Here is a 25,764-nt window from a genome sequence, read left to right as displayed (position 1 = left end):
CGGAGGACAATACATGCTGGAAATCATCCGCAAAGGCGACCGCACCGACCATGGCGGCATGGTTCTGGAAGGCTTTGCCCACAGCCATCTCAACGGCAGCCCCATGGCGGGCATCGGTCATCAGGTGTCTTGCCCACAATGCGGCGGAGTGTCTGCCATCGAAGAGGGCAGCAAGCGCTACAAGGTCAATGGCATCCCCGTCGCCTTGCACGGCATGCAAACCGGCTGCGGTGCCCGACTGATCGCCAGTGGGGCAAAGGGGCAGGTCGATGGATAAGTTGCCTGAAACGACGACACCGCAGGCTCCGCACCCGGTGCTGGACCGCCTTCCCCTGCTGCGTCAGGCTGCTGATCGCCAGGGTTTCGAATGCCTGGACGATACCTGGAAAGGCCACCACGCACGCTATCGCTTCCGCTGCGCGCAGGGGCACTTTTTCCTGCGAACCATGAGCTGCTTCAGCCCTGGTCGGGAAATCAAATGCCAGCAGTGCTACCAGCAAGCCAAGTGGAACAAGCTCAGTTCACTCGCTGAGCAGGCCGACGTAAAGTGCCTGGACGAGCGCTGGCAGGGCGCGAAACACGCCTACCGCTTCGAGTGCACGCAGGGCCATGCCTGGACGCGGATTGGTCGCCGGGCAATGGGCGATATCGGTTGCCCACGTTGTGCACGTTACTCCGTTTACCAAAACTGGGTTTCGGAAAGCTGGCAACGGCTGAACGAGAGCGTCACCAGACGGGGTGGTCAGGTCCTGACGGACAGGGCTGACTACGTCGGCACCAATCACGTCTATGGGTTTCGTTGTGAGGCAGGCCATGAGTGGTTCACTCAGGGCAGCCACCTGATAGGAGGCACCTGGTGCCCCGAGTGTGCAAGCCTGCGCAAGGCCAGGGAGTACCTCGATCAGGACGGCCTCAAGCGCCTGCAAGACAAAGCGACAGAACAGGGCGGCCAATGCCTCTCGAGCAGCTATCACGGCATCGTCAGAAAGTATCGCTTCCGCTGTGCCCGGGGGCATGAATGGGAGATGGTGGGCTACAGGGTTGTGGAGGGAGGCTGGTGTCGGCAATGCGCCATCGACCGCAGTCGCCTGACCCTGAACGACGCCCATGCTTCTGCGCGGGCGCGGGGCGGCCAGTGTCTGTCCACCCGCTACACGGGCTGTTTTGAAAAGTTGCATTGGCTCTGTGCCAGCGGGCACAGTTGGCACGCAACCTATGCTTCGGTTCGGAGGGGCAGCTGGTGCCCGGACTGCGCCTGTATGGCAAGAACCTTCAGCCGCAAGGCGAAAAGCCTGAAACGCTACAAGCCCTTTCCCGTGTAGGCGACCTGCGCTGGTGCGCGCTGGTCGACTGACTCCCGTGACGGATCTGTCACGGGAGTATCCGCTGCCTACTCGGTCTTGAGATCCACCACCAGGTCTCTGGCGGCCTTGCTCGCCAGGACGCTCATCAGCTTGTTCATCTCGTCCTGCCGTCCGACACCACCCTCGGCGCTGCCCATCATGACCGAAGGCACCGGTGCCCGCGCGGCGGCCTCGGCCCAGGCCTGGTTGATCCGTACCAGGGCATCGAGCTTGGCCTGCAAGGCACCGTCCGCCTTGAGCGATGCCGCACGCGCGTAGGCTTCGGCATCGGCGGTGACCTTGGTCGCCTCGCCGGTGACACGGGCCTTGTCCCGCAGCAGTTCGGCGGTGCTTTTCTCGATTTCGGCGCGCCGCAGTTCACGCTCGGCATTGATCAGCGTGAGCTGTTTCTCGGTCTCGGCCTGGGTGGTGCGCTCAATCTGCTCGCGCAGGCTCTCCTGGCGCTTGGCCTCGACGTCCTTGGCACCACGGGCCGAGACCAGTTGCTTCTCTTCCTCTTCCTTGAGCCGGTTCTGCCGGGCCACGGCCAGTTCGGCCAGCGCCTGCTGCACCCGTACCATGCGCTCCTGGTATTGCGGATTGGGGTCGATATGGGTGACCCGTGCGTCTACCACGTCCACACCGAACAGGCGGAATTGCTGCTGCTTGCGGATCTCTACGCCATTGCCATCGCGCAATTTCTCGATGATGAAGCGAGTGGAGAGCGTGTCGCCATACTGGCCCTGCTCGGTACCCGCCTGGAGGATCGCGGTCTGGGCTGGCGGGTTGTCGCGCTGGACACGCACTTCCTTGCGCTTGGTCAGGTACAGGCCATCGCGCAACTGGTTCTCGAACTCCGCACCGAACTGGTTGCGGTCGCCGGCGTAGTAGTCGTCGGCGCTCATCAGCGAAGCGGTGGCCTGCAGGGTTTCCTTCACCGCCGGCAGCAGTGCCCGCTGCATGAAGTTTTCCGGGGTGCGGTATTCCTGCGCGATGGTCAGGAATGCGTCGCCTGCCGGCAGGCGAAACTGCGTACTGAACTCGGCCTTGGCGTCGACGTTGCCCAGGAACACGATCGGCAGGGTACCGACGGTCACCGTGGGATTGCCACTGGCGTGGGTATCGCCCTGCAGGGCCGATTGCACGCCAATCGTCCGCTTCCACGTGGTGGTGCGACCGAACCACTGGGTGGCGTAGCCAACATCCTCGACCACCTTCTCTTCACCGAAGATGGTGCGCACATGGGCCATATGACCGGCTTCGTTGTAGAAAAACACCTGGTTGAACACAGCAGCCAAGGTACCGAGCGCAATCAGGGGGATGGCGACGAGGGCAACCGTCTTGCGGCGGATGCGTGGAAAGTCGATGTCACGCATTGAAGAGTTTTCCATAAAGGCCTCCTTGAAATGGAAGCGCGCATGCTCTGCGCTGGGCCTTTTCACCACAATGAGCCGATTCAGAACAACCTGTGAGAATCGTCTGACGTATAGGGCCTGATTTTCTTCGCCCTTCAGACGCCGGGCGAATTCGGTATTCAGACCCGCCTGACAGAAGGAGCGAAAACAGAACGGGCCGCACAAGGCGGCCCGTTCCAGGTTCAGGTCGAACTCAGCGATACCGCTCCAGCCAGTGTGCGTAAGGCGCCGGCAGCACCCACGAGGCTTTGTCCACACCCAGCTCTTTCGCGGCAAAGTACGCCCAGTGCGGATCGGCCAGGTGCGCACGGCCCACCGACACGATATCCAGTTGCCGCGAGCTCACCGCCTCTTCCGCCAGTTGTGGCGTGCCGAAGCCCCAGGCGGAGGTGACCGCCAGCCCAGACTCGTCACGCACGCGGCGGGACACTTCGCCCAGGAAGGCCGGGCCCCACGGGATGTTGGTCTCGGCAATGGTGAAACCGACGCTGACGCTCAGCAGATCCAGGCCACCGGCCTTGAAGCGGCGGGCCAGTTCGATGGATTCGGCGAGGGTCTGCTCGTCGCGGCCGTCGTATTCGATCACGCCGAAACGCGCGGTCAGCGGCAGGTGCTCCGGCCAGACTTCACGCACGGCGGCCAGGGTTTCCAGCAGGAAGCGGCTGCGGTTGTCGAAGCTGCCGCCGTAGGCGTCGGTACGTTTGTTGGAATGTTCGGAGAAGAAACTCTGGGCGAGGTAGCCGTGGGCGAAATGCAGTTCGATCCACTCGAAACCGGCTTCCAGGGCACGGCGGGCACCGTCGACGAAGTCCTGCTTGACCCGGGCGATGTCGTCGAGGGTCATTTCCCGTGGCACGTTCGGCAGGTGATGACCGAAGGCGATGGCGGACGGGGCGATGGTCTGCCAGCCGCGAGCGTCATCGGCAGCGATATGGTCGTCACCTTCCCACGGACGGTTGGCGCTGGCTTTGCGGCCGGCGTGGGCGATCTGGATGCCCGGGACCGAACCCGCCGCCTTGATGGCTTTCACCACGGGCACGAACGCCTGGGCGTGGGCGTCGCTCCAGATACCGGCGCAAGCCGGCGTGATGCGGCCTTCAGGCGCGACGGCAGTGGCCTCGACCACCACCAGCCCGGCGCCGCCACGGGCCATGCTGGCGTAGTGCACCTGGTGCCAGTCGTTGACGATACCGTCTTCAGCCATGTACTGGCACATCGGTGGAATGGCGATGCGGTTGCGCAGGGTGACGTCTTTGAGTGAGTAGGGTTGGAAGAGTTTGGACATGCAGAAAGCTCCGACAGGTTTTGATACGATTGTTCGATAGTATTCGAACTATGGCATTTAGTGAAGCCTCCGTTATCATTGCCCCTATGCGTGCCTACAAACATCCTGATCCCAAAGACCTCGTCCTCGAGCGCGTCCTCTACGCGCTGAGTGATCCTGTTCGCATGGAAATCGTTCGCCATCTGGCCGGTGTTGCCGAAGCCAGTTGCGGCGAGCTGGACGGCGGACGGCCGAAGTCCAGCATGTCCCACCACTTCCGCGTGCTGCGGGATGCGGGCCTGGTGCAGACCCGTTCGGTGGGCACCACGCACATGAATTCCTTGCGTCTGGACGCGATGGACGGGCGTTTCCCGGGGCTGATCGGGGCGATCCTGTCGCACAAGTGATCCCTTCGCCCAACGAAGAAAGGCCGCTATCGAGCGGCCTTTCTTCGTTTCGCAGGGTTTATTTGCCAGCGGTCAGGGCGTTGTAGCTGGTGATGAGGTTGCGGTAGTCGGGGATGTGGTTGGAGCACAGCGCCGCCAGGCCTTCGATATCGTTGCGCCAGTCGCGGTGCAGCTCACAGGCTACGCCGAACCAGGTCATCAGTTGCGCGCCGGCCTGGCTCATGCGGTCGTGGGCGGCGTCGCGGGTCATCTCGTTGAAGGTGCCGGAGGCATCGGTCACCACGAACACCTCGAACTCTTCTTCCAGGGCCGACAGCGCCGGGAAGGCTACGCACACCTCGGTAACCACACCGGCGATGATCAGCTGCTTCTTGCCGGTGGCCTTCACCGCCTTGACGAAGTCTTCGTTGTCCCAGGCGTTGATCTGGCCTGGGCGGGCGATGTAGGGCGCATCCGGGAACAGTTCTTTCAGTTCCGGCACCAGCGGGCCGTTGGGGCCTTGCTCGAAGCTGGTAGTGAGGATGGTCGGCAGGTTGAAGAACTTGGCCAGGTCCGCCAGGGCCAGGACGTTGTTCTTGAAGCGGTCCGGCTCGATGTCGCGCACCAGCGACAGCAGGCCAGCCTGGTGGTCAACCAGCAGTACAGCGGCGTCGTCTTTGTTCAGGCGGTTGTATTTGAATGCGGTCATGGTCGTTGCTCCTAAAGGTTCTGATCTTCGTAAGGGGTGGTGTTTCGCGTTGATGGGAGAAGATTAATTTCAGAACCTTTAGGGCGGTAGATAGTGAAAATTGGCTTTAGCGTTCCATTTCGGGAACGATAAAAACCACAGCCCTGCGGTAGCCCGCCCACACCGCCAGCAGCACCAGCCCAGCCGCTCCCAGGGCCACCGCAAACCCCGCCTGCGTCCCGTGGGCATCGAGCATTTGCCCGGACAACGCCGCGCCCGCCGCTACACCGACATTCAGCCCTGCCAGCAGCCAGGTCATGCCTTCGGTCAACCGCGCCGGCGGTACGACCCGCTCCACCAGCGACATGGCCACGATCAGGGTCGGGGCAAAGAACACGCCTGCCAGCAGCACCGCAGCGGCCAGTGCCGGAAGGCTGCCGGCGAGCCACAGGGGCAAGGTGGTCGCCGCCGTCGCCAGGCCGCCCAGGAGCAACAGGCGAGGCAGCGGCTGTTGCAGCTTCAGCGCACCGAATACCAGCCCCGCCACGCAGGATCCGGTTGCGTAGGCCGCCAGCACCAGACTCGCCGCCGCAGGCTGGCCGCGCTCGGCGGCAAAAGCGACGCTGACGATATCGACAGTGCCGACGATCACGCCCATGGCCACCATCAGCAGCGTCAGCAGGCGCACCTGAGCCAGGCGAAGCAGCGAGCCATCGGCCTGATCGCCCGCCGTGCTCAGCGCCGGTTCACCGATCCGCTGCATCACCAGCGCCAGCACGCCCGCCACCAGCAACAGCGCTGCCATCAACGGCCCTGCCTGAGGGAACAGCGTCACGCACAAGCCCACCGACAGCGGCGGGCCGGCGATGAAGGTCAGCTCGTCGAGCACCGTTTCCAGCGAATACGCCGTCTGCAACAGTGGCTGGCCCCGGTAGAGCGCGGTCCAGCGCGCCCGCACCATCGCCGACAGGCTGGGCATGAAGCCGGCCAGCAAGGCACCGACGAACAGGCTCCAGTCGCCCAGCTCCAGCCAGGTGCCAAGCAGCAACAACGCGGTGCCCGTCACACTGACCATCATCGCCAGCGGCAACACCCGTCGCTGTCCGTGGCGGTCTACCAGCCGGGAAATGCGCGGTGAAAGCACCGCATAGGTCAGCACGAAGGTCGCGGACACCGCGCCCGCCAGGGCGTAGCTGCCGCGCAATTGCGCCAGCAGGGTGATGATGCCGATGCCGGTCATGGGCAGCGGCAATCGCGCCAGCAGGCCGGCCAGGACAAACGTCCCGGTGCCTGGCCGGTTGAACAGTGCTCGGTAAGGGTTGGTCATTTCGCTCTCCTTGGCTCTCGCTGCTTGCCATCTCGACCCGCTGCAGGAAAAATACATACGCCGCGTATGAATAAAACCTACTTACCTACGAGCCGTATGTAAAGCCTCTTTTCTCAGGAGAACCCATGGCCCGCCGAACCCGCGCCGAGATGGAAGAAACCCGCATCGCCCTGCTGGCCACGGCCCGCAAGGCGTTCTGCGAGACCGGCTACGCCGCCGCATCGATGGACGAACTCACCGCCCAGGCCGGCCTCACCCGTGGCGCGCTGTACCATCACTTCGGTGACAAGCAGGGCCTGCTGGCCGCTGTCGTGGAGCAGATCGACGGTGAGATGGATGAGCGCCTGAAGGCCATTTCCGACTCAGCCGACAACGCCTGGGAAGGCTTCCGCCAACGCTGCCAGGTCTATCTGGAAATGGCGCGGGAGCCTGAAATTCAGCGCATCGTTATGCGCGATGCCCGGGCGGTGCTGGGCAATGCCTCGGCAGAGGCGCAACAGCCCTGCATTGCTTCGTTGCAGGGGCTGCTCGAGCAGTTGATGGCACAGGAGACGCTGGTCGACACTGACCCGCAGGCGCTGGCGCGCCTGATTCACGGCAGTCTGACCGAAGCCAGCCTGTGGATCGCCGAGGGCGAAGATGGCGAGGCGCGACTGGCCAAATCCAGTGCCGCGATCGACATGCTGTTGCGGGGGCTGCTGCGTCGACCACTGCCCGCATGAAGGGGACCGCTGTGCGGTCCATCGCGGCTGACAGCCGCTCCCACAGGGTTTCCGTCGCCGCGAGTACTGAGGACGCCTTTTACTCCACCGCCGACACCCGATACGCCTTGCGATTGGCCGACCGCGCAAAGCACACGAACAGCGCCGCCATCACCGACAGCGCCATCGGCAGGCCATGGGGCGCAGCATCCATGGCCGCACCGCTGACCAAGGGTCCGACCAGGCTGCCAACGCCCCACAACAGGCCGACGCTGGCATTGGCCGTCACCAGATCCTGGCCCTTGAACTGCTGGCCGATCAGGACCAGCGCCAGGGTATAGACCCCGCCTGCCACTGCGCCCAGCAGCACCAGCGCCGGCCACAGCAGCCATTGCACCTGGATCAGCCAGGGCAGCGCCAGGCCGATCAGCATCGCGATCACCCCGCACACCAGATGCACCAGGGTCCGCTCGCAGCGGTCGGCGAGCCAGCCGATGGGCAACTGGAACAGCATGTCGCCCGTGAGGATCACCGTCACCATCAGCGCCGCCACGCCCACAGCAAAGGCGTGGTGGGTGGCATAGACCGGCAGCAGCGAGAGGACCACCGCATCGAAGAAGGAGAAGAACAGCACGCCCATGCACAAGGCCGGCGCGACGCGGAAGAAACCGGCCAGGGAGAAGCTCTTGTCACCGTCGTCGCCGTGTTCGACATGATCGTTGGGCACCGTCCAGACAATGCATGCCAGCGCCAGCGCATAGCCCACCGACACCATGACGATCAGCCACGGCCCCTGCGCGCCCAGCAGCGACAGCATCGCGGGGCCGAGCATCTGGCAGCCGGTGAAGGCGGTGGCGTAGAGCGCCATGACCTTGCCGCGGTTGTGTTCCTCGCTCAGTTCGTTGACCCAGGACTCGCCCAGGATGATCGCCACGCCCATGCCGATGCCCAGCCCCAGACGCAAGGCGGCAAGCAGGTAGATCGAGGAGAACGCCCATTCGATCAACGCCACGCTGAGGGCGCAGACGCTGAAGCTGAGCAGGTAGATCGTGCGGCGGGTCAGGTGGCGACAGCAGGCATCGACAAGGAATGCCGAAAGCATCATGCCCGCCGCCGGCATCGCCGAGAGGATACCGATGCGCAGGCTGCTGGCCCCGGACTCCAGCAGGCGCAGGGACACCAGCGGCAAGGTGGCACCGAGGCTGAAACCGACGATGGAAACGACAAACAACAGACCGACGAGAAAACGCTTGTTCACAACTCACTCCACAACCGCCGGCGCGCGAGGCAAAAGGCTCGTGCGCGGGCACAGGCACGCTCGATGACGAAAGAAGACGGGCAGGCGGCGAAGGCCCGCAAGAGGTCAGCGCAAGGAGCGGTGTGGCGAGAATGTGAAGGCGAACAGCACGCTGCGCCGGCGCTTGAGCACGGTGTCGCTCGGCCAGTCACGACGAACGGCCCGGGCGACGGGCAGTTGGGCGGTGAAAGGAAGGACAGCGCAGGTCATGGTTCGGCGACAGCAAAGGCGACTGGAAAGGGCCGGCACTCTAGGCCATGGGGTTCGTTTACGTCAATGGAACGATGGTCAGGGAACCGCCGGCAGCTTCTCGTCGTCCAGCCCCGTGCCCTCGACCAGGCGGTTGCGGCCCTGCTGCTTGGCCCGGTACAGCGCCAGATCCGCCACGCGCAGCAACGCGGTGAGGGCGATGCTCTGGCCGGGGCGGCCCGGGTCGTGGCTGGCACTGCCGATGCTCAAGGTCACTCGACCAAGCGGACTGCCAGCGTGACTGAGATTGGCGTCGTAGATTTCCTGGCACAACTCGCGGGCGACGGTGCGGGCACCGTGGGCATCGGTATCGGGCAGGATCACCGCGAACTCCTCGCCACCATAGCGGCAGACCTGGTCGCCCGGGCGCAGCAGCGACTGGCCCAGCAGCATGGCGATCCGCCGCAGACAGTCGTCACCGGCCTGGTGCCCGTAGTGGTCGTTGAACACCTTGAAGTGGTCGACGTCCACCATCAGCAGCGACAGTGGCCGGCTCTCGCGGCGGGAGCGGGCTTTCTCCTGCAACAGCGCCTCGTCGAAACGGCGACGGTTGGGCAGGCCGGTGAGGAAGTCCTCGCTGGCCAGCGCCTGCAAGCGGGCGTTGGCTTCGGCCAGTTGCGCATTGCTTTCGGCCAGTGCCTGGCGCATCAGACGCTGCTCGGTGATGTCACTGAGGGCCAGGGTCATGCCGAGGATCTCGTCGTCCAGATCCCGCACCGCACCGATCTGCAGCAGATAGGTACGGTTTTTCCAGTCCAGTTCGCGATCAGCCAGCGTCTGCCCGCGCTCCAGTTCGCCCAGGCACTGGCTCAGGTCCAGTTGCTCGGCAGGCAGCAGACCGTCGAGGCGCTGCCCCACCAGGTGCGTCGCATCGCCGCCGAGCAGTTGGCCGAGGGCGCGGTTGACGTTGACCAGCACACCCTGCCGATCCACCAGCCCCAGGGCCACGGAAGCCGCCACGTACAGGGCTTCGAGCTGCACCTCGCGGCGATCCAGCGGACCGTTGCCCGGCGTCACGTCGCGGTCGATGCCACGATAGCCGGTGAAATTGCCCTGGGCGTCGAACAGTGGCACGCCACTGGTTTCCAGCACCACCAGACGACCGTCGGCGCGCACGTTGCGGTTGATCAGCCCGGCGAAGGGCCGTTGCTCGGCGACGATCCCGCCGAAGATCGCACCGACCCGCGCCGCTTCATCCGGCGGCATGAAGTCGAATGGCGTCTTGCCCAGCACCTCGCTCGGGGCGAAACCGAGCATCTGCCGGCTGTGCTCGGAACAGAAGGTGTAGCGGCCCTGGCTATCCACTTCCCAGAGCCAGTCGGAGTTGTGCGCAATGATTTCGCGCAGGCGCAGGACTTCCTGGTCCTGGGACAGCGGATCGGGATCGGAAACGTTGGGCATGGCGGGCACTTCGGGCAAGAGCCAAACGATTGCTAAAGCGCCACGTTACTGGATCGGGGCCTCAGCGGGCAAATCCGACGCAACGCGGCGCATGTGCCCTGTGTCAGCGCTTCTTCGTGGAAGGCAGGAGAATCGCCAGAATCCCCAGCAGCGGCAGGAACGAACACAGGTAATAGACGTACTCGATGCCATGGATATCGGCCAGGTAACCCAGCAGCGCCGCACCGATCCCGCCGAAGCCGAACATCAGGCCGAAGAACACCCCGGCGATCATGCCGACGTTGCCCGGCACCAGTTCCTGGGCGTAGACCACGATGGCGGAGAAGGCCGAGGCGAGGATGAAGCCGATGATCACGCTGAGCACGCTGGTCCAGAACAGGTCGGCGTACGGCAGCGCCAGGGTGAACGGCGCCACACCGAGGATCGAGAACCAGATCACCGCCTTGCGGCCGATACGGTCACCGATCGGTCCGCCGAAGAAGGTGCCGGCGGCCACCGCGCCGAGGAACAGGAACAGGTGCAGTTGCGAGCTGCCCACCGACAGGTCGAATTTCTCGATCAGGTAGAAAGTGTAGTAGCTGGTCAGGCTGGCCATGTAGAAGTACTTGGAGAACACCAGCAAGCCCAGCACCACCAGGGCGCCGGTCACTCGCCCGCGGGACAGGCCATGGGTCGCGGCCTGCCCGGCCTTGGCCTTGAACAGGTTGAGGTGCTCGCGATACCAGCGGCTCAGGCCGTAGGTGACGATCACCGCCGCCACCGCGAACAGCCCGAACCAGGCCACATTGCCCTGGCCGAAGGGAATGATGATCGCCGCCGCCAGCAGCGGGCCGAACGCCGAGCCGGCGTTGCCGCCCACCTGGAAAGTCGACTGCGCCAGGCCGTAGCGCCCGCCCGAAGCAAGCCGGGCGATGCGCGAGGTTTCCGGGTGGAAGGTCGAGGAACCGATACCCACCAGCGCGGCGGCCAGCAGAATCATCCAGAAGCTGCCGACGAAGGCCAGCATGACGATCCCCACCAGGGTACACAGCGTGCCCAGCGGCAGCAGGTTCGGCTTGGGATGACGGTCGGTGTAGAAGCCCACTGCCGGTTGCAGCAGCGAGGCGGTGATCTGGAAGGTCAGGGTAATCAGGCCGACCTGGGCGAAGCTCAGGTCATAGTTGGTCTTGAGCAACGGGTAGATCGACGGCAGCACCGCCTGGATCAGGTCGTTGATCAGGTGCGCCAGGGCACAGGCAGCAATGATGCGCATCACCAGCGGGCTGCTCTGGCTGGCAGCAGTGGTCGGCGCGGCGGTAGTTGCGGACATGGGAACGACATCCATACGGGCGGATCGGGATCCGATTATGGCGAAATCGTTAGCAAGCGCACTATTCTTTTTGCCGAATGGCTGCTTGTGAATAATTCTCAATAACGCTAGCATCGCCGCTCATTTCACCTGCGCGGCGCCCCAGCATGTCCGAGGATCAGCAAGACCGCAGCCTCGCCGGCCTCTACCAGCGCCATCGCAACGAGCTGATGGCCTTTCTCACCCGCCGTACCCGCTGCCGCGAAACCGCCAGCGACCTGTTGCAGGACGCCTTCCTCCGCCTGATGCACAGCGAACGCGGCGAGGTGGGCAACCTGCGCGCCTTTCTCTACCGCATCGCCAACAACCTGAGCATCGATCACGCCCGTCGTAACCAGGTGCGCGGGGTCAATGACGAGCAGGCACTGGAACAGTTGCTCAACGAGGCGACGCCGGAGCGCAGCGCCGTGGCCGGCAACACCCTCGAACACCTCGAACGCCTCATTGACGGCCTGCCCTCGCCCACCCGCGAGGTGTTTCTGCTGGCCCGGGTCGAGCAAATGAGCTACAAGGACATCGCCGTGAAACTGGGCCTTGAGCCGCGAGCGGTGGAGCGTCACCTGAACAAAGCCCTGAGCCACTGCGCAGCCGCCGCCCTGCATGCGCGCCAGCAGACCGAATCGCCATGACCGTCCCGCCCTCTTCCGCCGACACCGCCACCGACACCGCCCAGCAAGCGCTGGACTGGTTCACCCGGCTGCGCGCCGAGGACGTGAGTGACGCGCAGCGCCAGGCGTTCACCGCGTGGCGCTCAACGCCGGACAACGCCCGGGCGTTTGCCGAGGTCGAGGCGCTGTGGGGCGCGCTGGAGCTGCCGGCGCGCAGGGTGCGCAAGGCGGACCGCAAGCGCACCGCCCGTTGGCCGCGCCTGGCGACGGCGGCATGCGTGCTGCTGGCGGCCGGCGTGCTCTGGCTGCAATGGCCGACGATCCAGCGTCTGGACAGCGACTACGCGACCCGTGCCGGCGAGCGTCGCGACATCACCCTCGCCGACGGCTCGCGCGTGCAACTGGACAGCCAGAGCGCGGTAGATGTGCAACTGACCGGCGAGACCCGTGTCCTGCGCTTGCGCCAGGGCCGTGTGTTCCTCGATGTGAAGCACGATGGCCGGCCATTCGTGGTCGAGGTCGACGAAGCGCAGGTGCGTGTCCTCGGCACGCGCTTCTCGGTGGCGCGCCAAGGCGACAGCGATGAAGTGCTGCTGCAGAGCGGCAAGGTGGAGGTGCTTGCCGGCAACCATCGCCAGTTGCTCGCTCCCGGTCAGCGCCTCAGTGTGCAAGGCACCGACATTGACGCCCCGCAAGCGGTGGATGCCGAACGTCTGCTGGCCTGGCGCGACGGCCAGCTGAGGGTTCGCGACGTGCCCTTGCGCGAGGTGCTGCAACGGCTGGCGGACTACCGGGGCGAAGTCTTGGTGATGCTCGACAGTGCCGCCGGGCAACGCCCGGTCAGCGGCAGCTTCAATCTGGACCAGGCCGACAGCGCCCTGGACGCGCTGCTGTCTTCGCAAAAACTCCGCGCTCACGCGGTCGCCGGGCGCTGGCTGATCGTTCGCTGAAAATTTTTTCGCGGGCGTTCGGTAATTTCAGATCCTGCTGCGTCACACCTCCACATGAGAAGCATTGGCATTTGTATTCCTGGGGAGGAACACATGCAGTACCCGTTCGATTTCACCTTCAAGCCGTTGGTCCGTGCCGTCCTGGCGGCCACCCTGGTCACCACGCTGCCGGCCATGACGCACGCCGCTGAAACCGGCAACAGCGAGGTCCGCGCCCAGCGCTTCAGCTTCAATATCGCCGCCCAGCCGCTGGCAGATGCGCTTGACCAGTTCAGCGCCCAGAGCGGTTACCAGGTGATCTACCAGTCCAGCCAGGTCAACGGTCTGCGCTCGCCGGGCGTGCAAGGCCAGCTCAGCGCCGGGGAGGCGATCCAGCACCTCACCGAAGGCACCGGCGCGCGCATGAGCCAGCCCAACGCCAACAGCTTCCTGCTCGACCTGCCGATGAACCTGGGCAGCGGCAGCCTGCAACTGGAGGCCCTGAGCATTTCCGGCAAGGCGCCGGGCTCGATCACCGAAGGCACCGGGCTGTACACCACCTACTCCTCCAGCAGTTCCACACGGCTGAACCTCAGCCCGAAGGAAACCCCGCAGTCGCTCACCGTGATGACCCGCCAGCGCCTGGATGACCAACGCCTGACCAACCTGACCGATGCACTGGAAGCGACCCCGGGCATCATCGTCACCCGCGACGGCCTGGGGGCGGAAAGCGACTCCTTCTGGTCCCGCGGCTTCCAGATCATCAACTACGAGATCGACGGCGTGCCCACCGCCTCGCGGATGGACAATTACACCCAGAGCATGGCGATGTACGACCGCGTCGAAGTGGTCCGCGGCGCCAGCGGCCTGATCAGCGGCATGGGTAACCCGGCGGCGACCATCAACCTGATCCGCAAGCGCCCGACCTACGAGAACCAGGCCAGCATCACCGGCTCGGCCGGCACCTGGGACCGCTACGGCAGCGGCTTCGACGTGTCGGGCCCGTTGAACGACAGCGGCAATGTGCGCGGCCGGCTGGTAGCCGACTTTAAGAGCGAACATGCCTGGGTCGATCGCTACAAGCTGGACTCGCAACTGCTGTACGGCATCAGCGAGTTCGACCTGAGCGAAGACACCCTGCTCACCGTCGGCTTCAGCTACCAGCGCACCGATGTCGATGCCCCGGCCCGCAGCGGCCTGCCCACTCGCTTCAGCACTGGCGAGCGCAGCAACCTGAGCCGCTCCCTCAGCGGTACGCCGGTCTGGTCCTACAACGACCACGAGCAGACCAGCTACTTCGCCTCCCTGGAGCACCAGTTGGGCAACGGCTGGAGCGGCAAGATCGAGTACAGCCACTCGGAAAACCAGTTCGACGAGCTGTTCGGCTACGTCACCGGCGACCTCGCCCCGGACGGCAGCGGCATGGGCCAGATGCCGGTGCGTTTCTCCGGCACCCCTCGCCAGGACAACCTCGACCTGTACCTGACCGGCCCGTTCAGCCTACTGGGTCGCGAGCATGAACTGATCACCGGCCTGACTCTGTCGCAGTACCGGGAAAACGTTCCGAGCTGGGGCGGCTGGCGCCGCGATTACTACGCAACGCCAGGCGCGCAGATCCCGAATATCTTCGACTGGGACGGCAAGCAGCCGAAGCCGGACTTCGCCGTGTCGGGCAAATCCAGCATGGAAGAAAACCAGTACGGCGCGTACGCCACCACTCGCCTGAACCTCGCCGACGACCTCAAGCTGATCATCGGTGGCCGCCTGACCGACTGGAAACGCGACACCGAGGACTACAGCTACGGCTCGCCGGCCAGCGAGGTCAAGCGCAAGGAAACCGGTGTGTTCATCCCCTACACCGGCGTGGTCTACGACCTGGACGACACCTGGTCGGCCTACGCCAGCTACACCAAGATCTTCAGCCCGCAGGCGTCCTACGTGCGTGACGAAGAGAACAAGCCACTGGACCCGATGGAAGGCGTCGGCTACGAGATCGGCATCAAGGGCAGCCACCTGGACGGCAAGCTCAACTCCAGCCTGGCGCTGTTCAAGCTGCAGCAGGACAACCTGGCGATCTGGATGCACGACGATGTGTACAGCGCCGAGCAGGACACCACGTCCGAAGGTGTCGAGCTGGAACTCAATGGCGAACTGGCGGAGGGCTGGCAGGCATCGGCGGGCTACGTCTACACCACGACCACCGACAAGGACGACGAACGCATCAACACCCTGCTGCCGCGCCACAGCCTGAAAACCTTCACCACCTACCGCCTGCCGGGCGCGCTGGACAAACTGACCGTGGGCGGCGGTGTGAACTGGCAAAGCAAGGTGGGCTACGACCTGCACAGCTTTACCCAGGGCAGCTATGCCATCACCAACCTGATGGCGCGCTACCAGATCAGCCAGAACCTCAGCGCGACGGTCAACCTGGACAACGTCTTCGACCGCAAGTACTGCAGCGTGGCGAGCAGCTACGGCACCTACGGCGCGCCGCGCAACCTGATGGCGGGGTTCAGATACGACTTCTGAGGGCCCGGACGGCTAAGCAGTTGAAAGCGCGTAAAATTTTTTGAAATAGAGTGTTGACAGATATCCGTTTCAGGCGAATAATGCGCGCCACTTGGCTACATAGCTCAGTTGGTTAGAGCATAGCATTCATAATGCTGGGGTCCGGGGTTCAAGTCCCTGTGTAGCCACCATACCCCGCCAGAGAATCTTCGGATTCGACGGCAAACAGAAAAGCCCGCCTCGCGCGGGCTTTTTTGTGCCTGCTGTCCCGTCCTGAATAAGGTTTACACCTCCCATCCCGAATTTCCGGAGAGTCAGATGGAGCAAGGTGTAAAGCGCACACAGCGGGATTACTCACTGTCTTTTAAATTGGCGGTGGTTGATCAGATTGAAAAAGGCGAGCTGACCTACAAGCAGGCCCAGGTGCGGTATGGCATCCAGGGTCGGTCAACGGTTCTGGTATGGTTGCGTAAGCACGGTCGCCAGGATTGGAGCCAGGGGGCCTCGATCCGAGACGAGAGGAGCTGCGCGATGTCTGACCCCAAAACGCTCACTCCCGAGCAGCGGATCAAAGAGCTTGAGCAACAGCTTGAGCTGATGAGCCAGAAGGCCCAGTTCTTTGAGACGGTCGTTGATGTTCTGAAAAATGACTATGGTGTCTCGGTCGTAAAAAAGCGATCCGGCAAGTCCTCTCGCAAGGTCAAGTCTCAGGACTGAGCATTGCCAGGGCTTGTCAGTTTCTAGGCATCAGTCGACAGGCTTACTACAAGCGCAACCGAGCGGCTGATGGCAAAGAGCATCAGGCAGACCGGGTGGTTGAGTTTGTTCAGCAAGTCCGGATGCGCCAGCCTCGTTTGGGTACACGCAAGCTGCACTATCTGCTGCATTGCCAACCTGACAAACGATTCCAAGTCGGCCGAGATAGGCTGTTCCAGGTCTTGGGAGAGCGCCGTTTGCTGGTGCTGCCCAAGCGGGCCTACCACAAGACAACACAGAGCTTTCATCGCTTCTACCGCCATCCCAATTTACTCAAGCCCGGTCCAAGCCAAGTCGTTCCGACAAGGCCGGAGCACGTCTGGGTTGCCGACATTACTTACCTGCCCGCACGTAACGGCCCGCTGTACCTGAGCCTGGTAACGGATGCGTACTCCAGGAAAATTGTTGGCCACCACGTTCATGAAAGCCTGCATGCCGAGTCAGTGGCGCAAGCCTTCAAGCAGGCATTACGAACGCGACGTCGTCGCCAGCCATTAGTCCACCATTCGGATCGAGGCATCCAATATTGCTCAGCGCTGTACCAGTCACTGCACCAACGGCACGATGTTCAGTGCTCCATGACTGATGGGTATGACTGCTACCAGAACGCGCTGGCCGAGCGAATCAACGGAATCCTCAAAATGGAGCTGCTGTTGAGCAGCCCTGAAGATCTTGAGCAGGCGAGACAGATGGTTGACGAGGCAGTGCAGATCTACAACACAGAACGGCCCCATATGGCCCTGAAAAACAAAACGCCCGATGCAGTGCATCGGGCGTTTTGAGGCCTATCGGCCTACCTGAACAGGTGTAAACCTATTTCAGGACTAGACATGCAATTCGGACTTGATGCGCTGTAACGCAAAAGGCCTCATCGCGGGCAAAGCCAGCGATGAGGCCCGTCAGCCTGCGAAGATCGGTCAGACCAGCGACGTGTCCCCACGCAACTCCCGCGCTGCCGCCACCATGTTTACCAGTGCCGCCTCGGTCTCAGGCCAGCCACGGGTCTTCAGGCCGCAATCCGGGTTGACCCACAGGCGCTGCGCCGGAATCCGTTTCGCCGCCTTGCGCAGCAACTTGACCATCTCTTCCTTGCCCGGCACCCGCGGCGAGTGGATGTCGTAGACGCCAGGGCCGATCTCGTTCGGATAGTCGAACTTCTCGAAGGCCTCCAGCAATTCCATGTCCGAACGCGAGGTCTCGATGGTGATGACGTCGGCGTCCATCGCGGCGATCGACTCGATCACATCGTTGAATTCGCTGTAGCACATGTGGGTGTGGATCTGGGTTTCGTCGCGCACGCCGGAGGCGCACAGACGGAATGCTTCGGTCGCCCAGTCCAGGTAATGCCCCCAGGCACCGCGACGCAGCGGCAGTCCTTCGCGGAACGCGGCTTCGTCGATCTGTACGATCCTGATGCCGGCAGCTTCCAGATCAACCACTTCGTCACGGATCGCCAGGGCCAGTTGCCGGGCCTGCACTTCACGGCTCACGTCCTCGCGCGGGAACGACCACATCAGCATGGTCACAGGGCCGGTCAGCATGCCTTTCATTACCTTGTCGGTCAGGCCCTGGGCGTAGCGGATCCACTCCACGGTCATGGCTTTCGGCCGGCTCAGGTCACCGAAAATCACCGCCGGTTTCACACAGCGGGAACCGTAGCTCTGCACCCAGCCAAAGCGGGTGAAGACGTAGCCGTCCAGTTGCTCGGCGAAGTACTCGACCATGTCATTGCGCTCGGCCTCGCCGTGCACCAGCACATCCAGCCCCAGGTGCTCCTGGATCTGCACGGCGTGACGGATCTCGCTCTGCATGGCTTCGATGTAATCGCTCTCGGTGAGCTTGCCCTGCTTGAAGGCCTGACGTGCCAGGCGGATCGCCGAGGTCTGCGGGAAGGAGCCGATGGTGGTGGTCGGGAACGCGGGCAAGTCGAGGCCGGCCCGTTGTTTGGCGATACGCTGCTCGAAGGCGGAAACCCGCTGGCTGTCAGCGGGCTTGATCGCCGCCAGACGCGCCTGCACCGCCGGCTTGTGGATACGCGGCGAAGCGGCGCGGCTGGCCTGCACGGCGCGACTGTGCTCCAGCGCCACGATGACATCGGCGGCTTCCGCCTGGTTGACGGCTTTGGTCAGCACCGCGACTTCATGGCACTTCTGCACGGCGAAGGCCAGCCAGCTTTTCAACTCGGCATCGAGCTTGTCTTCACGGGCCAGGTCCACCGGACTGTGCAGCAGCGAACAGGACGGCGCGACCCACAGGCGATCGCCCAGGCGTTCGGCGGCGTGACGCAGAATGCCCACGGCTTTCTCCAGGTCGCAGGCCCAGACGTTGCGGCCGTTGACCACGCCCAGTGACAGGACCTTGTAGGCCGGCAGGCGGTCGAGGATGGTCGGGTACTGGTCCGGCGCACGCACCAGGTCGATGTGCAGGCCATCCACCGGCAGGTTGGCGGCCAGGCCAAGGTTGTCTTCCAGGCCGCCGAAGTAGGTGGCCACCAGCTTTTTCAGCGGCTCGCGCTGGATGATGTTGTAGACGCGCTCGTAGGCGTTCTTCCAGTCCTGCGGCAGGTCGAGGGCGAGGATCGGTTCGTCGATCTGTACCCATTCCACGCCCTGGCTCGCCAGGCGCTGGAAGATTTCGCCGTACAGCGGCAGCAGGTGGTCGACCAGGTCGAGCTTGTCGAATTCGACGCCCTTGGTCTTGCCCAGCCACAGGTAGGTCAGCGGACCGATCACCACCGGCTTCACCGCGTGGCCCAGGGCCCTGGCTTCCTCGACTTCCTCGAACAGTTGTTCCCAGCTCAGCTCGAACTGCTGGTCAGCGCTGAACTCCGGGACCAGGTAGTGGTAGTTGGTGTCGAACCACTTGGTCATCTCCTGGGCGTGGGCACCGCCGCAGCAACTGTCGGAAACACCGCGGGCCATGGCGAACAGGGTCTGCAAGGTGGGCTTGGCACCGCCGTGGCCACGGAAGCGCTCGGGGATCACACCGAAGGTCAGCGAGTGGGTCAGTACCTGGTCGTACCAGGCGAAATCGCCGACCGGCAGGAGTTCGATACCGGCGTCTTTCTGCACCTGCCAGTGAGTGGCACGCAGCTCGCGACCCACGGCACGCAGGCCGGCCTCATCCAGTTCGCCTTTCCAGAAGGCTTCCTGGGCCTTTTTCAGTTCACGGTCGCGTCCGATGCGCGGAAAGCCCAGGTTGTGTGCCAAAGCCATTTGCAGTTCCCTCAAGGTAAATATGAATGAGGGAATTGTCGGGATCTGCCATTAATGAAACAAACTCATTTTCTTAACGATGATCTGTAGAATTGCTCACGTTAAAAGCTCAACCCCATGTCTTTTTCAAAACAGCCTCGTACGGTTTCGGGCATGGCGGCGCGACCGGCATGGCCCAGAATGGCCGCAAGGTCAGCCCGCTCGATTAGCGAGAAATCATGAATGTGTTGAAACAGGCACTCCTGCAACGGCAGTTCGTGTGCGTCATGGAGTTCGTTCCCAAGCCGCAGCGCTTCGCCGCGTTCGAGCAGGTCATGCAGCGCCCGCACTTTCGCGGCTGGCCGATGATCGCTGCCATCGGCGATCGGGTCGGCAGCCCGTTCGACCTGTCTCCGGAAGACGCCTTCACCACCCTCGCCCATCCGGTGCCGACGCTGCTGCACTTCTCCGGCAAGAACCGCGAACGCCAGGACCTGCTGGCGCAGCTCGAACGCATGGACGCCTTGGGCCTTGACCAGTTGCTGCTGCTCACCGGCGACCGCCTGCCGGGCCACTACCCCGGCCAGCAGCCGGTACGCTACCTGGAGTCGGTGCCGGCGCTGCAGATCGTGCGCAAGGCACGGCCGGACTGGCTGCTGGGCGCTGCCCTCAACCCGTTCAAGTACCGCGAGGAAGAAGGCGGCGCACAGTACTTCAAGGCCGAGAAAAAACTCGCGGCGGGGGCGGACTTCCTGACCCTGCAACTGGGCTTCGACATGGACAAGTTCCGCGAAGCCTTCGCCTGGATGAGCCGCCAGCCATCACCCAAGCCGCTGATCGCCTGCATCATGAGCCTGACCCGTGGCCGGGCGGCGATGCTCGACAACGTCGCCGGGGTCACGGTGTCGCCGTCGATGCACGCCCTGCTGGCGGCGGAAGAGGCCGTCTCGAAAGCCCATGCGCAAGCCCGCAGTGTCGAGCGCCTGGCACTGCAGATCATCGGCCTGCGGCTGATCGGCTATGCCGGCATCCACCTTTCCGGCATCCATGAAGCGGCGCAACTGGAGGCGCTGGAACAGGCGCTGGATCACTGGGAAACGAAGGTCCATACCCTTGAGCAATGGGCGCCGGCCTGGGAGGCCAGTTGGCGGATGCCGAACGTGCCGACCGTGACCTTTCATCCGCCGGGTATGGATTGGCAGGCCGGGCAATCGCGGGTCAGCGCCTCGTTGAAGGAAACACTGCGCTATCGGCTGCTGTCCGGCCTTCATTCGCACCTGTTCGACCGCGCTACGCTGCTCAGCCGTGCCTTCGGCTGGGCCGTGCGCCGCCCGCTCTGGTCCACAGCCGGCGGCGCCCGCTGGCTGCACCGTATCGAACGCAGTCTGAAACGCCCGCTGGTAGGCTGCGACACCTGCGGCCACTGCCGCCTCGAAGACACCCTCTACACCTGCCCCGAAACCTGTCCCAAGGGCCTGGCCAACGGTCCGTGCGGCGGCACCCGGCTGAACCGCTGCGAGTTCGGCGACCGGGAGTGCATCCACAGCGTCAAGTACCGCACAGCCAAGGCGGTCGGGCAGACGGCGGTGCTGAGCGAGCGACTGATTCCGAGCGTGGAGGTGGGTGGACGGCATCGGAGCTCCTGGCCGGAGTGGTTCGAGATCGAGACCCCGAACCGGCATCCGACAGTGACCAGAAATCTAGTCAGAAACCCGGAAAACCCGGCTTAACGGATGACATTTCATCCATTGGATCAGACCAGCGCCACAACCCCGATCACCGGCCAACCCACCACCGCCAGCCACACCGCGCCGCGGGCGCGATACGGCAACAGCAGCACCAACCCCAACCCCGCCAGCGACAACAGCCCGAACCAGCCAATCGGTCCCATTGCCCACCCCCAGGCGGCGACGCTGGTGGCAAAGCTGCCTGCCAGCGCCAGCCAGCCGGCAATGCGCAGCACGCGGCGCAGGGTGGGCGACAGCACACGCCCCCACACCTGCTTGAAATGCCGCTCCAGCCCCAGGCACAAACCGAGCATGCCGCTGTAGGCCAGCAACAGCCCTGTGGATAACGCCAGACTCATCTCAATTGACCTCCAGGCTGGCGCCAGCGGCCCGTCGGGCCGGACGTTCCTTGGCCGGCTGGCCAATCTTCCAGCAGCACCAGCCGAGCAATACGCCGATCAGCACGGTGGTGATTTCCAGAGACAGGAAGTCGCCACGGTTGACGGTGTGGAAATTCAGCAGCGGCAAGGTCAGGCAGAGCAATGCTGCCGCGCCGAGTTGTTCCTGCCAGGCGCGCAGCCATGGCCGGACGATGGCGTGCCCCAGGGTTGCCAGCCAGATCAGGAAGAACACCCGCACTTCCCAGCCACCGCGCTGGGCCAGTTCCACCGGCAGAAGGCGATTGGCCCAGAGCAGGCCGATACAGGCCAGCGACAGGCCGGCCACCACGCTGACATTCAGGCGCTCGGCGACGTGATACAGCACCGCACCGATCGCGCCTTCGCTGTCGTGGCGGCGGCGACGCTTGACGGTGAACAGCACCAGCCCGGTGGCGATCATGGCGCAACTCGCCAGACCACACAGGAAGTACAGCCAGCGCATCGGGTAGCCACCGAACTGGGCGAAGTGCATGCCGGACATGACCCGCTGGGTCAGCAGGCTCGGCCGGCTCTCGGCGGGAGCCCGCAGCACCTTGCCGCTGACACCGTCGAAAACCATGCTCTGGCCCTTGGTCAGTTCGATGCGGTTGCCCAACATCGGGCGGACCTCGATGCGCGCATCGCTGCGTCCGGGGTTCTGGATCGACAGGCCGGACAACGGCCCCATGGCCTTCTCCGCCTCATCCAGCACCGGCCCCAGCGCGGCCAGCGGCGCCGCTTCGCCCTGCGCCCTGCCCGCCTCGCCACCACGCCCGCCCCCTGCGCGTTCACCGCCGTGCTGGCCCTGCTGCTGCCCACGCTGCCCGCCATTCGGCGCGGCGGCATGCTGTTGCGTTGGCATGCCGCGCATGGCCCGGTTGAGCGCATCGCGGTCGCCGTCGAACAACGCATCGGACGCGGCCGGCATGTAGATCAGGTAGAAAATCACCAGCCCGGTGTAGGTGATCATCAGGTGGAACGGCAACACCAGCACCGCCGTGGCGTTGTGCGCGTCGAGCCAGGAACGCTGGCCTTTGGCCGGGCGGAAGGTGAAGAACTCCTTGAAGAATTTCTTGTGGATGACGATGCCACTGATCAGTGCCGCCAGCATCGCCATGGCCGCCAGCCCTACCACCCAGATGCCGATGTTGCGCGGCAGGTTGAGGGTGAAGTGAAAGCGGAAGAAGAAGCTGCCGCCAGCGGTCTCGCGCACGTCCAGCGTCTCGCCGGTGTGCGGGTCCAGCGCGGTGCCGCCGCCCCGGCGCTGCTCGCCGGCGGACACCGTGAGGTTGGGCGAGCGCTCGCTGGGCAGGCCGATGTTCCAGGCGCTGGCGCCGGGATGGTTGGCCTGCAGGTAGTCCAGCCCGCGCTGCGCCGCCTCGTTGCGGTCGAGGGTGTGGGTCGGGATTTCCGGACGCATCCAGCCGTCGATTTCCTTGTCGAACACCGCCAGGGTGCCGGTGAGGAAAATGGCGAACAGCACCCAGCCAAAGATCAGGCCGCTCCAGGTGTGCATCCACGACAGCGATTGGGTGATGGTTTTCTGTTTCATCCGGCGATCCCCGTCAGTTGCGGCCAGAAGCCGATCGCGGCCAGCGGCAGACCCAGCGCCAGCCCGGCCCAGGCGCGGGTTGCGCTGCGGCAGGCGAACGCCCAGAGAATCGCGCCGGTGTAGACGGCGAAGGACAACAGGCTGGCGCTGATCAGGGCATCCACCTTGTCCAGCGGCAGCAGCCGCGCCAGGGCGGCGGTGAAGGCGTAGGTGAAGGCATAGCCGCCCAGCAGCGCGGCGGCGATGCGCGACAGCATGGGCCAGGAGAAGGTCGTTGTTTTCATGAGGGCCTCATCGGCTCAGGACGACGCAAGCCCTTGGGGTAGCACGCACAGAGGGAGCGGCTTCAGCCGCTCCCTCAGGGATTTGCACCGTCCTGGAGGTTTGGGTCAGAAGCTGGTCGTCACCGACGCATAGAACGCCCGGCCCGGTTCGTTGTAGGTGCTGGCACCGGCGCTGGTGCCCGCGCCTTCGCGGTACACGCGCTTGTCGAACAGGTTGTTGATGCCGGCGCCGAACGACAGGTTCTTGTTCAGCGCGTACGTGCCGCCGATGCCCCAGACATGGTACGGATCGAGGGTCTTCATTTCGTTCTGCGCGGTGACGCTGACGTCACGGGTCGGGTTGAACTTGCGCGGCTCCTGCTTACCGTAATAAGTGCCGGTCAGGCTCAGGGCCAGGGCTTCGGTCACTTGCCAGTCGAGCATGGTGTTGACGGTGTATTCCGGCACCACCGACAGCGGGTTGCCGTCGCTGTCCTCGTTGGAGTCCATGTAGGTGAAGTTGGTGTTCCAGCTCAGCACTTCACCCGCTTCGCCCAGCAGCGGCACGCCGACGTTGCCTTCCCAGCCCTTGACCATGGCGTCCTTGGCGTTGTCCCACTGCAGGATGGCTTCGTTGGCCGAGGTGCGGCCCACCAGGTCGTTGGACGAGACGATCTTGCTCTCGTAGTCGTTGCGGAAATAGGTCAGGCCGGCAGTCCAGCCGTCGCGGGCAAAGCTGATGCCCAGCTCCTTGTTGATGCTGATTTCCGGATCGAGGTCGGCGTTACCCAACACGTAGCAACCATTCGAACTCAGGCTCGGCGCACAGCCGTTGCCGTTGCTGCGGTACAGGTAGTTGGGGTTGGACTGGTACAGGTTCGGCGCCTTGAAGGCGCGGGCGATACCGCCCTTGAGGGTGATGTCCTCGGTGAGCTTGTACGAGGTGTTCAGGCTCGGACTCCAGTTGGCGCCGAACTGGTCGTGATGGTCCAGGCGCAGACCCGGGGTCAGGTACCAGTCGGGGGTCAGCTCGATGTTGTCCTCGGCGTACAGCGCCATGATGGTCGCGTCCATGTCGGTCGGACGCGCACTGGCAGCGGAGTTCGGCAGGGTGGTACCGATGGCGCGATCCATGGTGCTCGGGTCATCCAGCTCCTGGTAGTTCCATTCGGCGCCGAGGGTCAGGGTCTGCGGGCGCAGCACGTCCAGCGGGATGTCCAGCTGGCCCTGGACCAGGTAGCTGTCGTAGGTGCTCAACGACTTTTCCGCATTGGCACTGATATCGCCGTCCACCGAACCGGTCTGGCCTTCCAGCAAGCGGTCGTTGCGGGTTTTCTCGTACTGGGCGAGCAGGCGCGACGTACCGAACTCCCAGTCGCCACGGTGGGTGACGGAGAAGTTCTGGCGGTACATGGTGTTGGTCTCGCGCCCCAGCCAGCCGTTGATGGTGCTGCCTGGCGTCAGGGATTCGGTGCCGCCCGTGCCGACGTCGCCGGTGTAGATGTTGCCCTGGCGGCTGAAGCCGGTTTCGAAGTCGATGGTCTGCTGGTTGTCCAGCGCCCAGCTCAGCAGCGCGTTGACGTCCTTGTTGCGCACGCCTTCGCGGCCTGCGGCCAGGGAGGCGCCCGAGGCGGTGTCGGTATGGGCCTGGTTGATGTCGGCGTCGTCGGCGTCGGTCTTGTTCAGGTTGCCGTAGACGCGGAAGGTCAGCGAGTCGGTCAGGGGGCCTGCGAGGCTGAAGGTGGTGCGCTTGGTCACGCCTTCGGCGTCGTCTTCGGGCAGGTTGGTGAAGGCGGTGATGCTGCCGGTCATTTCCTGGGTCGGGCGCTTGGTGATGATATTCACCACACCGCCCATGGAGCCGGAACCGTAGCGCGCTGCTGCCGGGCCGCGCAGCACTTCGATGCTCTCGACTTCGTTGGCCGGCACCCAGTTGCTGTCGCCGCGGGTGTCACGCTCGCCGGAGCGGGTGTAGCGCACCGAGTTGCGGGAAGTGACCGGCTTGCCGTCGATCAGGATCAGGGTGTTTTCCGGGCCCATGCCGCGCAGGTCGATCTGACGGTTGTTGCCGCGGGTGCCGCTGGCACTGTTGCCGGTCAGGTTGACGCCGGGCATCTTGCGCACGATTTCCGACAGGTCGTTCACCGGCGGGCGTTTCTTGATGTCTTCGGCGGTGATCAGCGATACGCCCGGCGCCTGTTTCAGCTCTTCCTCGGCGGTCGCCACCACGTGGGTTTCGCTCAGTTCCAGAGCGTCGTCGGTCTTCGCCTCGGTGGCGGCCATCAAGGTCGACGGGGACAGGGCCAGCAGGGCCAGGCAGAGGGGATTGAGCTTGAATCGGGGTTGCATCGACGACGCTCCTTTCGCAGTGAGGGCACGCAGGAAAGGA

22 protein-coding genes and 1 tRNA gene are annotated in these 25,764 nt (G+C 64.1%); 10 read left to right on the top strand and 13 right to left on the bottom strand.

Translation table 11 applies throughout. The features are described 5' to 3' along the window. The first annotated feature begins 13 nt into the window (after positions 1 to 13). Both AC05QJ_RS05365 and AC05QJ_RS05360 read left to right on the top strand, forming a co-directional pair. Positions 14 to 277, top strand: coding sequence for a PAAR domain-containing protein (locus tag AC05QJ_RS05365; RefSeq protein WP_476745940.1), 264 nt, complete (start codon positions 14 to 16; stop codon positions 275 to 277). Then, positions 270 to 1,322, top strand: a complete 1,053-nt coding sequence (locus AC05QJ_RS05360) for a hypothetical protein (RefSeq protein ID WP_476745939.1) — start codon at positions 270 to 272, stop codon at positions 1,320 to 1,322. The genes AC05QJ_RS05365 and AC05QJ_RS05360 overlap by 8 nt, the downstream gene beginning before the upstream one ends. A gap of 68 nt (positions 1,323 to 1,390) precedes the next feature. Here the strand turns inward: AC05QJ_RS05360 and AC05QJ_RS05355 are convergent, their stop codons facing one another. After that, positions 1,391 to 2,734 (bottom strand): SPFH domain-containing protein, encoded by a 1,344-nt coding sequence (locus AC05QJ_RS05355; protein WP_476745938.1) that lies wholly within the window; start codon positions 2,732 to 2,734, stop codon positions 1,391 to 1,393. Positions 2,735 to 2,951: 217 nt separating this feature from the next. Further along, positions 2,952 to 4,043, bottom strand: coding sequence for an NADH:flavin oxidoreductase/NADH oxidase (locus AC05QJ_RS05350; protein ID WP_476745937.1), 1,092 nt, complete (start codon positions 4,041 to 4,043; stop codon positions 2,952 to 2,954). A 50-nt stretch (positions 4,044 to 4,093) separates the two neighbouring features. Between AC05QJ_RS05350 and AC05QJ_RS05345 the strand changes: the two genes are divergently transcribed. Next, positions 4,094 to 4,429 (top strand): ArsR/SmtB family transcription factor, encoded by a 336-nt coding sequence (locus AC05QJ_RS05345; protein ID WP_476745936.1) that lies wholly within the window; start codon positions 4,094 to 4,096, stop codon positions 4,427 to 4,429. A gap of 58 nt (positions 4,430 to 4,487) precedes the next feature. Here AC05QJ_RS05345 and ycaC read toward each other — a convergent pair whose 3' ends face one another. Both ycaC and AC05QJ_RS05335 read right to left on the bottom strand, forming a co-directional pair. Next, positions 4,488 to 5,117: an isochorismate family cysteine hydrolase YcaC gene (ycaC, locus tag AC05QJ_RS05340; RefSeq protein ID WP_476745935.1), complete on the bottom strand. Its 630-nt coding sequence runs from the start codon at positions 5,115 to 5,117 to the stop codon at positions 4,488 to 4,490. Between the two features lie 106 nt (positions 5,118 to 5,223). Next, the gene (locus tag AC05QJ_RS05335) at positions 5,224 to 6,423 is read right to left on the bottom strand and encodes an MFS transporter (protein WP_476745934.1); all 1,200 of its coding nucleotides are present in this window, start codon (positions 6,421 to 6,423) and stop codon (positions 5,224 to 5,226) included. Positions 6,424 to 6,548: 125 nt separating this feature from the next. On the opposite strand from AC05QJ_RS05335, the gene AC05QJ_RS05330 reads away from it, so the two are divergent. Further along, a complete protein-coding gene (locus AC05QJ_RS05330; RefSeq protein WP_476745933.1) occupies positions 6,549 to 7,145 on the top strand; it encodes a TetR/AcrR family transcriptional regulator in 597 nt (198 codons plus the stop codon). Positions 7,146 to 7,224: 79 nt separating this feature from the next. Here the strand turns inward: AC05QJ_RS05330 and AC05QJ_RS05325 are convergent, their stop codons facing one another. From AC05QJ_RS05325 to AC05QJ_RS05310, 4 genes are all read right to left on the bottom strand, one after another. After that, positions 7,225 to 8,382, bottom strand: coding sequence for an MFS transporter (locus tag AC05QJ_RS05325; protein ID WP_476745932.1), 1,158 nt, complete (start codon positions 8,380 to 8,382; stop codon positions 7,225 to 7,227). Positions 8,383 to 8,487: 105 nt separating this feature from the next. Beyond that, on the bottom strand, positions 8,488 to 8,631 hold the full coding sequence (locus tag AC05QJ_RS05320; protein ID WP_476745931.1) for a hypothetical protein: 144 nt from the start codon (positions 8,629 to 8,631) through the stop codon (positions 8,488 to 8,490). Positions 8,632 to 8,709: 78 nt separating this feature from the next. Further along, positions 8,710 to 10,071, bottom strand: coding sequence for a sensor domain-containing diguanylate cyclase (locus tag AC05QJ_RS05315; protein ID WP_476745930.1), 1,362 nt, complete (start codon positions 10,069 to 10,071; stop codon positions 8,710 to 8,712). Between the two features lie 103 nt (positions 10,072 to 10,174). After that, entirely contained in the window at positions 10,175 to 11,380 is a 1,206-nt protein-coding gene (locus AC05QJ_RS05310; RefSeq protein WP_476745929.1) for an MFS transporter, read from the bottom strand. Between the two features lie 146 nt (positions 11,381 to 11,526). Here AC05QJ_RS05310 and AC05QJ_RS05305 point away from each other — a divergent pair, with 146 nt between their 5' ends. The 5 genes from AC05QJ_RS05305 (at position 11,527) to AC05QJ_RS05285 (ending at position 17,002) form a co-directional block, all read left to right on the top strand. After that, positions 11,527 to 12,048, top strand: coding sequence for an RNA polymerase sigma factor (locus tag AC05QJ_RS05305; protein ID WP_476745928.1), 522 nt, complete (start codon positions 11,527 to 11,529; stop codon positions 12,046 to 12,048). Further along, entirely contained in the window at positions 12,045 to 12,977 is a 933-nt protein-coding gene (locus AC05QJ_RS05300; protein WP_476745927.1) for a FecR family protein, read from the top strand. Before AC05QJ_RS05305 ends, AC05QJ_RS05300 begins: the two co-directional genes overlap by 4 nt. A 93-nt stretch (positions 12,978 to 13,070) precedes the next feature. After that, positions 13,071 to 15,485, top strand: a complete 2,415-nt coding sequence (locus AC05QJ_RS05295) for a TonB-dependent siderophore receptor (protein ID WP_476745926.1) — start codon at positions 13,071 to 13,073, stop codon at positions 15,483 to 15,485. Between the two features lie 93 nt (positions 15,486 to 15,578). After that, a tRNA-Met gene (locus tag AC05QJ_RS05290) sits at positions 15,579 to 15,655 on the top strand. Between the two features lie 127 nt (positions 15,656 to 15,782). After that, a protein-coding gene (locus tag AC05QJ_RS05285; protein WP_476745068.1) for an IS3 family transposase occupies positions 15,783 to 17,002 on the top strand; the annotation gives its coding sequence in 2 pieces (ribosomal slippage) (positions 15,783 to 16,131 and positions 16,131 to 17,002; 1,221 coding nt in all). A gap of 135 nt (positions 17,003 to 17,137) precedes the next feature. Here the strand turns inward: AC05QJ_RS05285 and metE are convergent. Beyond that, positions 17,138 to 19,435: a 5-methyltetrahydropteroyltriglutamate--homocysteine S-methyltransferase gene (gene metE, locus AC05QJ_RS05280; protein WP_476745925.1), complete on the bottom strand. Its 2,298-nt coding sequence runs from the start codon at positions 19,433 to 19,435 to the stop codon at positions 17,138 to 17,140. Positions 19,436 to 19,653: 218 nt separating this feature from the next. Here metE and AC05QJ_RS05275 point away from each other — a divergent pair, with 218 nt between their 5' ends. Continuing rightward, on the top strand, positions 19,654 to 21,144 hold the full coding sequence (locus tag AC05QJ_RS05275) for a methylenetetrahydrofolate reductase C-terminal domain-containing protein (RefSeq protein WP_476745924.1): 1,491 nt from the start codon (positions 19,654 to 19,656) through the stop codon (positions 21,142 to 21,144). Positions 21,145 to 21,167: 23 nt separating this feature from the next. Here the strand turns inward: AC05QJ_RS05275 and AC05QJ_RS05270 are convergent, their stop codons facing one another. From AC05QJ_RS05270 to AC05QJ_RS05255, 4 genes are all read right to left on the bottom strand, one after another. Beyond that, positions 21,168 to 21,500: a DUF3325 domain-containing protein gene (locus AC05QJ_RS05270; RefSeq protein WP_476745923.1), complete on the bottom strand. Its 333-nt coding sequence runs from the start codon at positions 21,498 to 21,500 to the stop codon at positions 21,168 to 21,170. Position 21,501: 1 nt separating this feature from the next. After that, positions 21,502 to 23,112 (bottom strand): PepSY-associated TM helix domain-containing protein, encoded by a 1,611-nt coding sequence (locus tag AC05QJ_RS05265; RefSeq protein WP_476745922.1) that lies wholly within the window; start codon positions 23,110 to 23,112, stop codon positions 21,502 to 21,504. Next, a complete protein-coding gene (locus AC05QJ_RS05260) occupies positions 23,109 to 23,396 on the bottom strand; it encodes a DUF3649 domain-containing protein (protein ID WP_476745921.1) in 288 nt (95 codons plus the stop codon). Before AC05QJ_RS05260 ends, AC05QJ_RS05265 begins: the two co-directional genes overlap by 4 nt. A 105-nt stretch (positions 23,397 to 23,501) precedes the next feature. After that, entirely contained in the window at positions 23,502 to 25,724 is a 2,223-nt protein-coding gene (locus AC05QJ_RS05255; RefSeq protein ID WP_476745920.1) for a TonB-dependent siderophore receptor, read from the bottom strand. Positions 25,725 to 25,764: the final 40 nt, after the last annotated feature.

Source organism: Pseudomonas sp. TUM25319 (genome assembly GCF_056388475.1).
This window is presented reverse-complemented; position numbering and strand designations above follow the sequence as displayed.

Bases quoted from the DNA above. Each gene is read 5' to 3' on its own strand.
- AC05QJ_RS05310 (WP_476745929.1), bottom strand. From the start codon at position 11,380: ATGTCCGCAACTACCGCCGCGCCGACCACTGCTGCCAGCCAGAGCAGC.
- AC05QJ_RS05360 (WP_476745939.1), top strand. From the start codon at position 270: ATGGATAAGTTGCCTGAAACGACGACACCGCAGGCTCCGCACCCGGTG.
- AC05QJ_RS05365 (WP_476745940.1), top strand. From the start codon at position 14: ATGCTGGAAATCATCCGCAAAGGCGACCGCACCGACCATGGCGGCATG.
- AC05QJ_RS05320 (WP_476745931.1), bottom strand. From the start codon at position 8,631: ATGACCTGCGCTGTCCTTCCTTTCACCGCCCAACTGCCCGTCGCCCGG.
- AC05QJ_RS05335 (WP_476745934.1), bottom strand. From the start codon at position 6,423: ATGACCAACCCTTACCGAGCACTGTTCAACCGGCCAGGCACCGGGACG.
- AC05QJ_RS05315 (WP_476745930.1), bottom strand. From the start codon at position 10,071: ATGCCCAACGTTTCCGATCCCGATCCGCTGTCCCAGGACCAGGAAGTC.
- AC05QJ_RS05305 (WP_476745928.1), top strand. From the start codon at position 11,527: ATGTCCGAGGATCAGCAAGACCGCAGCCTCGCCGGCCTCTACCAGCGC.
- metE (WP_476745925.1), bottom strand. From the start codon at position 19,435: ATGGCTTTGGCACACAACCTGGGCTTTCCGCGCATCGGACGCGACCGT.
- AC05QJ_RS05330 (WP_476745933.1), top strand. From the start codon at position 6,549: ATGGCCCGCCGAACCCGCGCCGAGATGGAAGAAACCCGCATCGCCCTG.
- AC05QJ_RS05345 (WP_476745936.1), top strand. From the start codon at position 4,094: ATGGCATTTAGTGAAGCCTCCGTTATCATTGCCCCTATGCGTGCCTAC.
- AC05QJ_RS05255 (WP_476745920.1), bottom strand. From the start codon at position 25,724: ATGCAACCCCGATTCAAGCTCAATCCCCTCTGCCTGGCCCTGCTGGCC.
- ycaC (WP_476745935.1), bottom strand. From the start codon at position 5,117: ATGACCGCATTCAAATACAACCGCCTGAACAAAGACGACGCCGCTGTA.
- AC05QJ_RS05355 (WP_476745938.1), bottom strand. From the start codon at position 2,734: ATGGAAAACTCTTCAATGCGTGACATCGACTTTCCACGCATCCGCCGC.
- AC05QJ_RS05260 (WP_476745921.1), bottom strand. From the start codon at position 23,396: ATGAAAACAACGACCTTCTCCTGGCCCATGCTGTCGCGCATCGCCGCC.
- AC05QJ_RS05275 (WP_476745924.1), top strand. From the start codon at position 19,654: ATGAATGTGTTGAAACAGGCACTCCTGCAACGGCAGTTCGTGTGCGTC.
- AC05QJ_RS05265 (WP_476745922.1), bottom strand. From the start codon at position 23,112: ATGAAACAGAAAACCATCACCCAATCGCTGTCGTGGATGCACACCTGG.
- AC05QJ_RS05300 (WP_476745927.1), top strand. From the start codon at position 12,045: ATGACCGTCCCGCCCTCTTCCGCCGACACCGCCACCGACACCGCCCAG.
- AC05QJ_RS05295 (WP_476745926.1), top strand. From the start codon at position 13,071: ATGCAGTACCCGTTCGATTTCACCTTCAAGCCGTTGGTCCGTGCCGTC.
- AC05QJ_RS05350 (WP_476745937.1), bottom strand. From the start codon at position 4,043: ATGTCCAAACTCTTCCAACCCTACTCACTCAAAGACGTCACCCTGCGC.
- AC05QJ_RS05270 (WP_476745923.1), bottom strand. From the start codon at position 21,500: ATGAGTCTGGCGTTATCCACAGGGCTGTTGCTGGCCTACAGCGGCATG.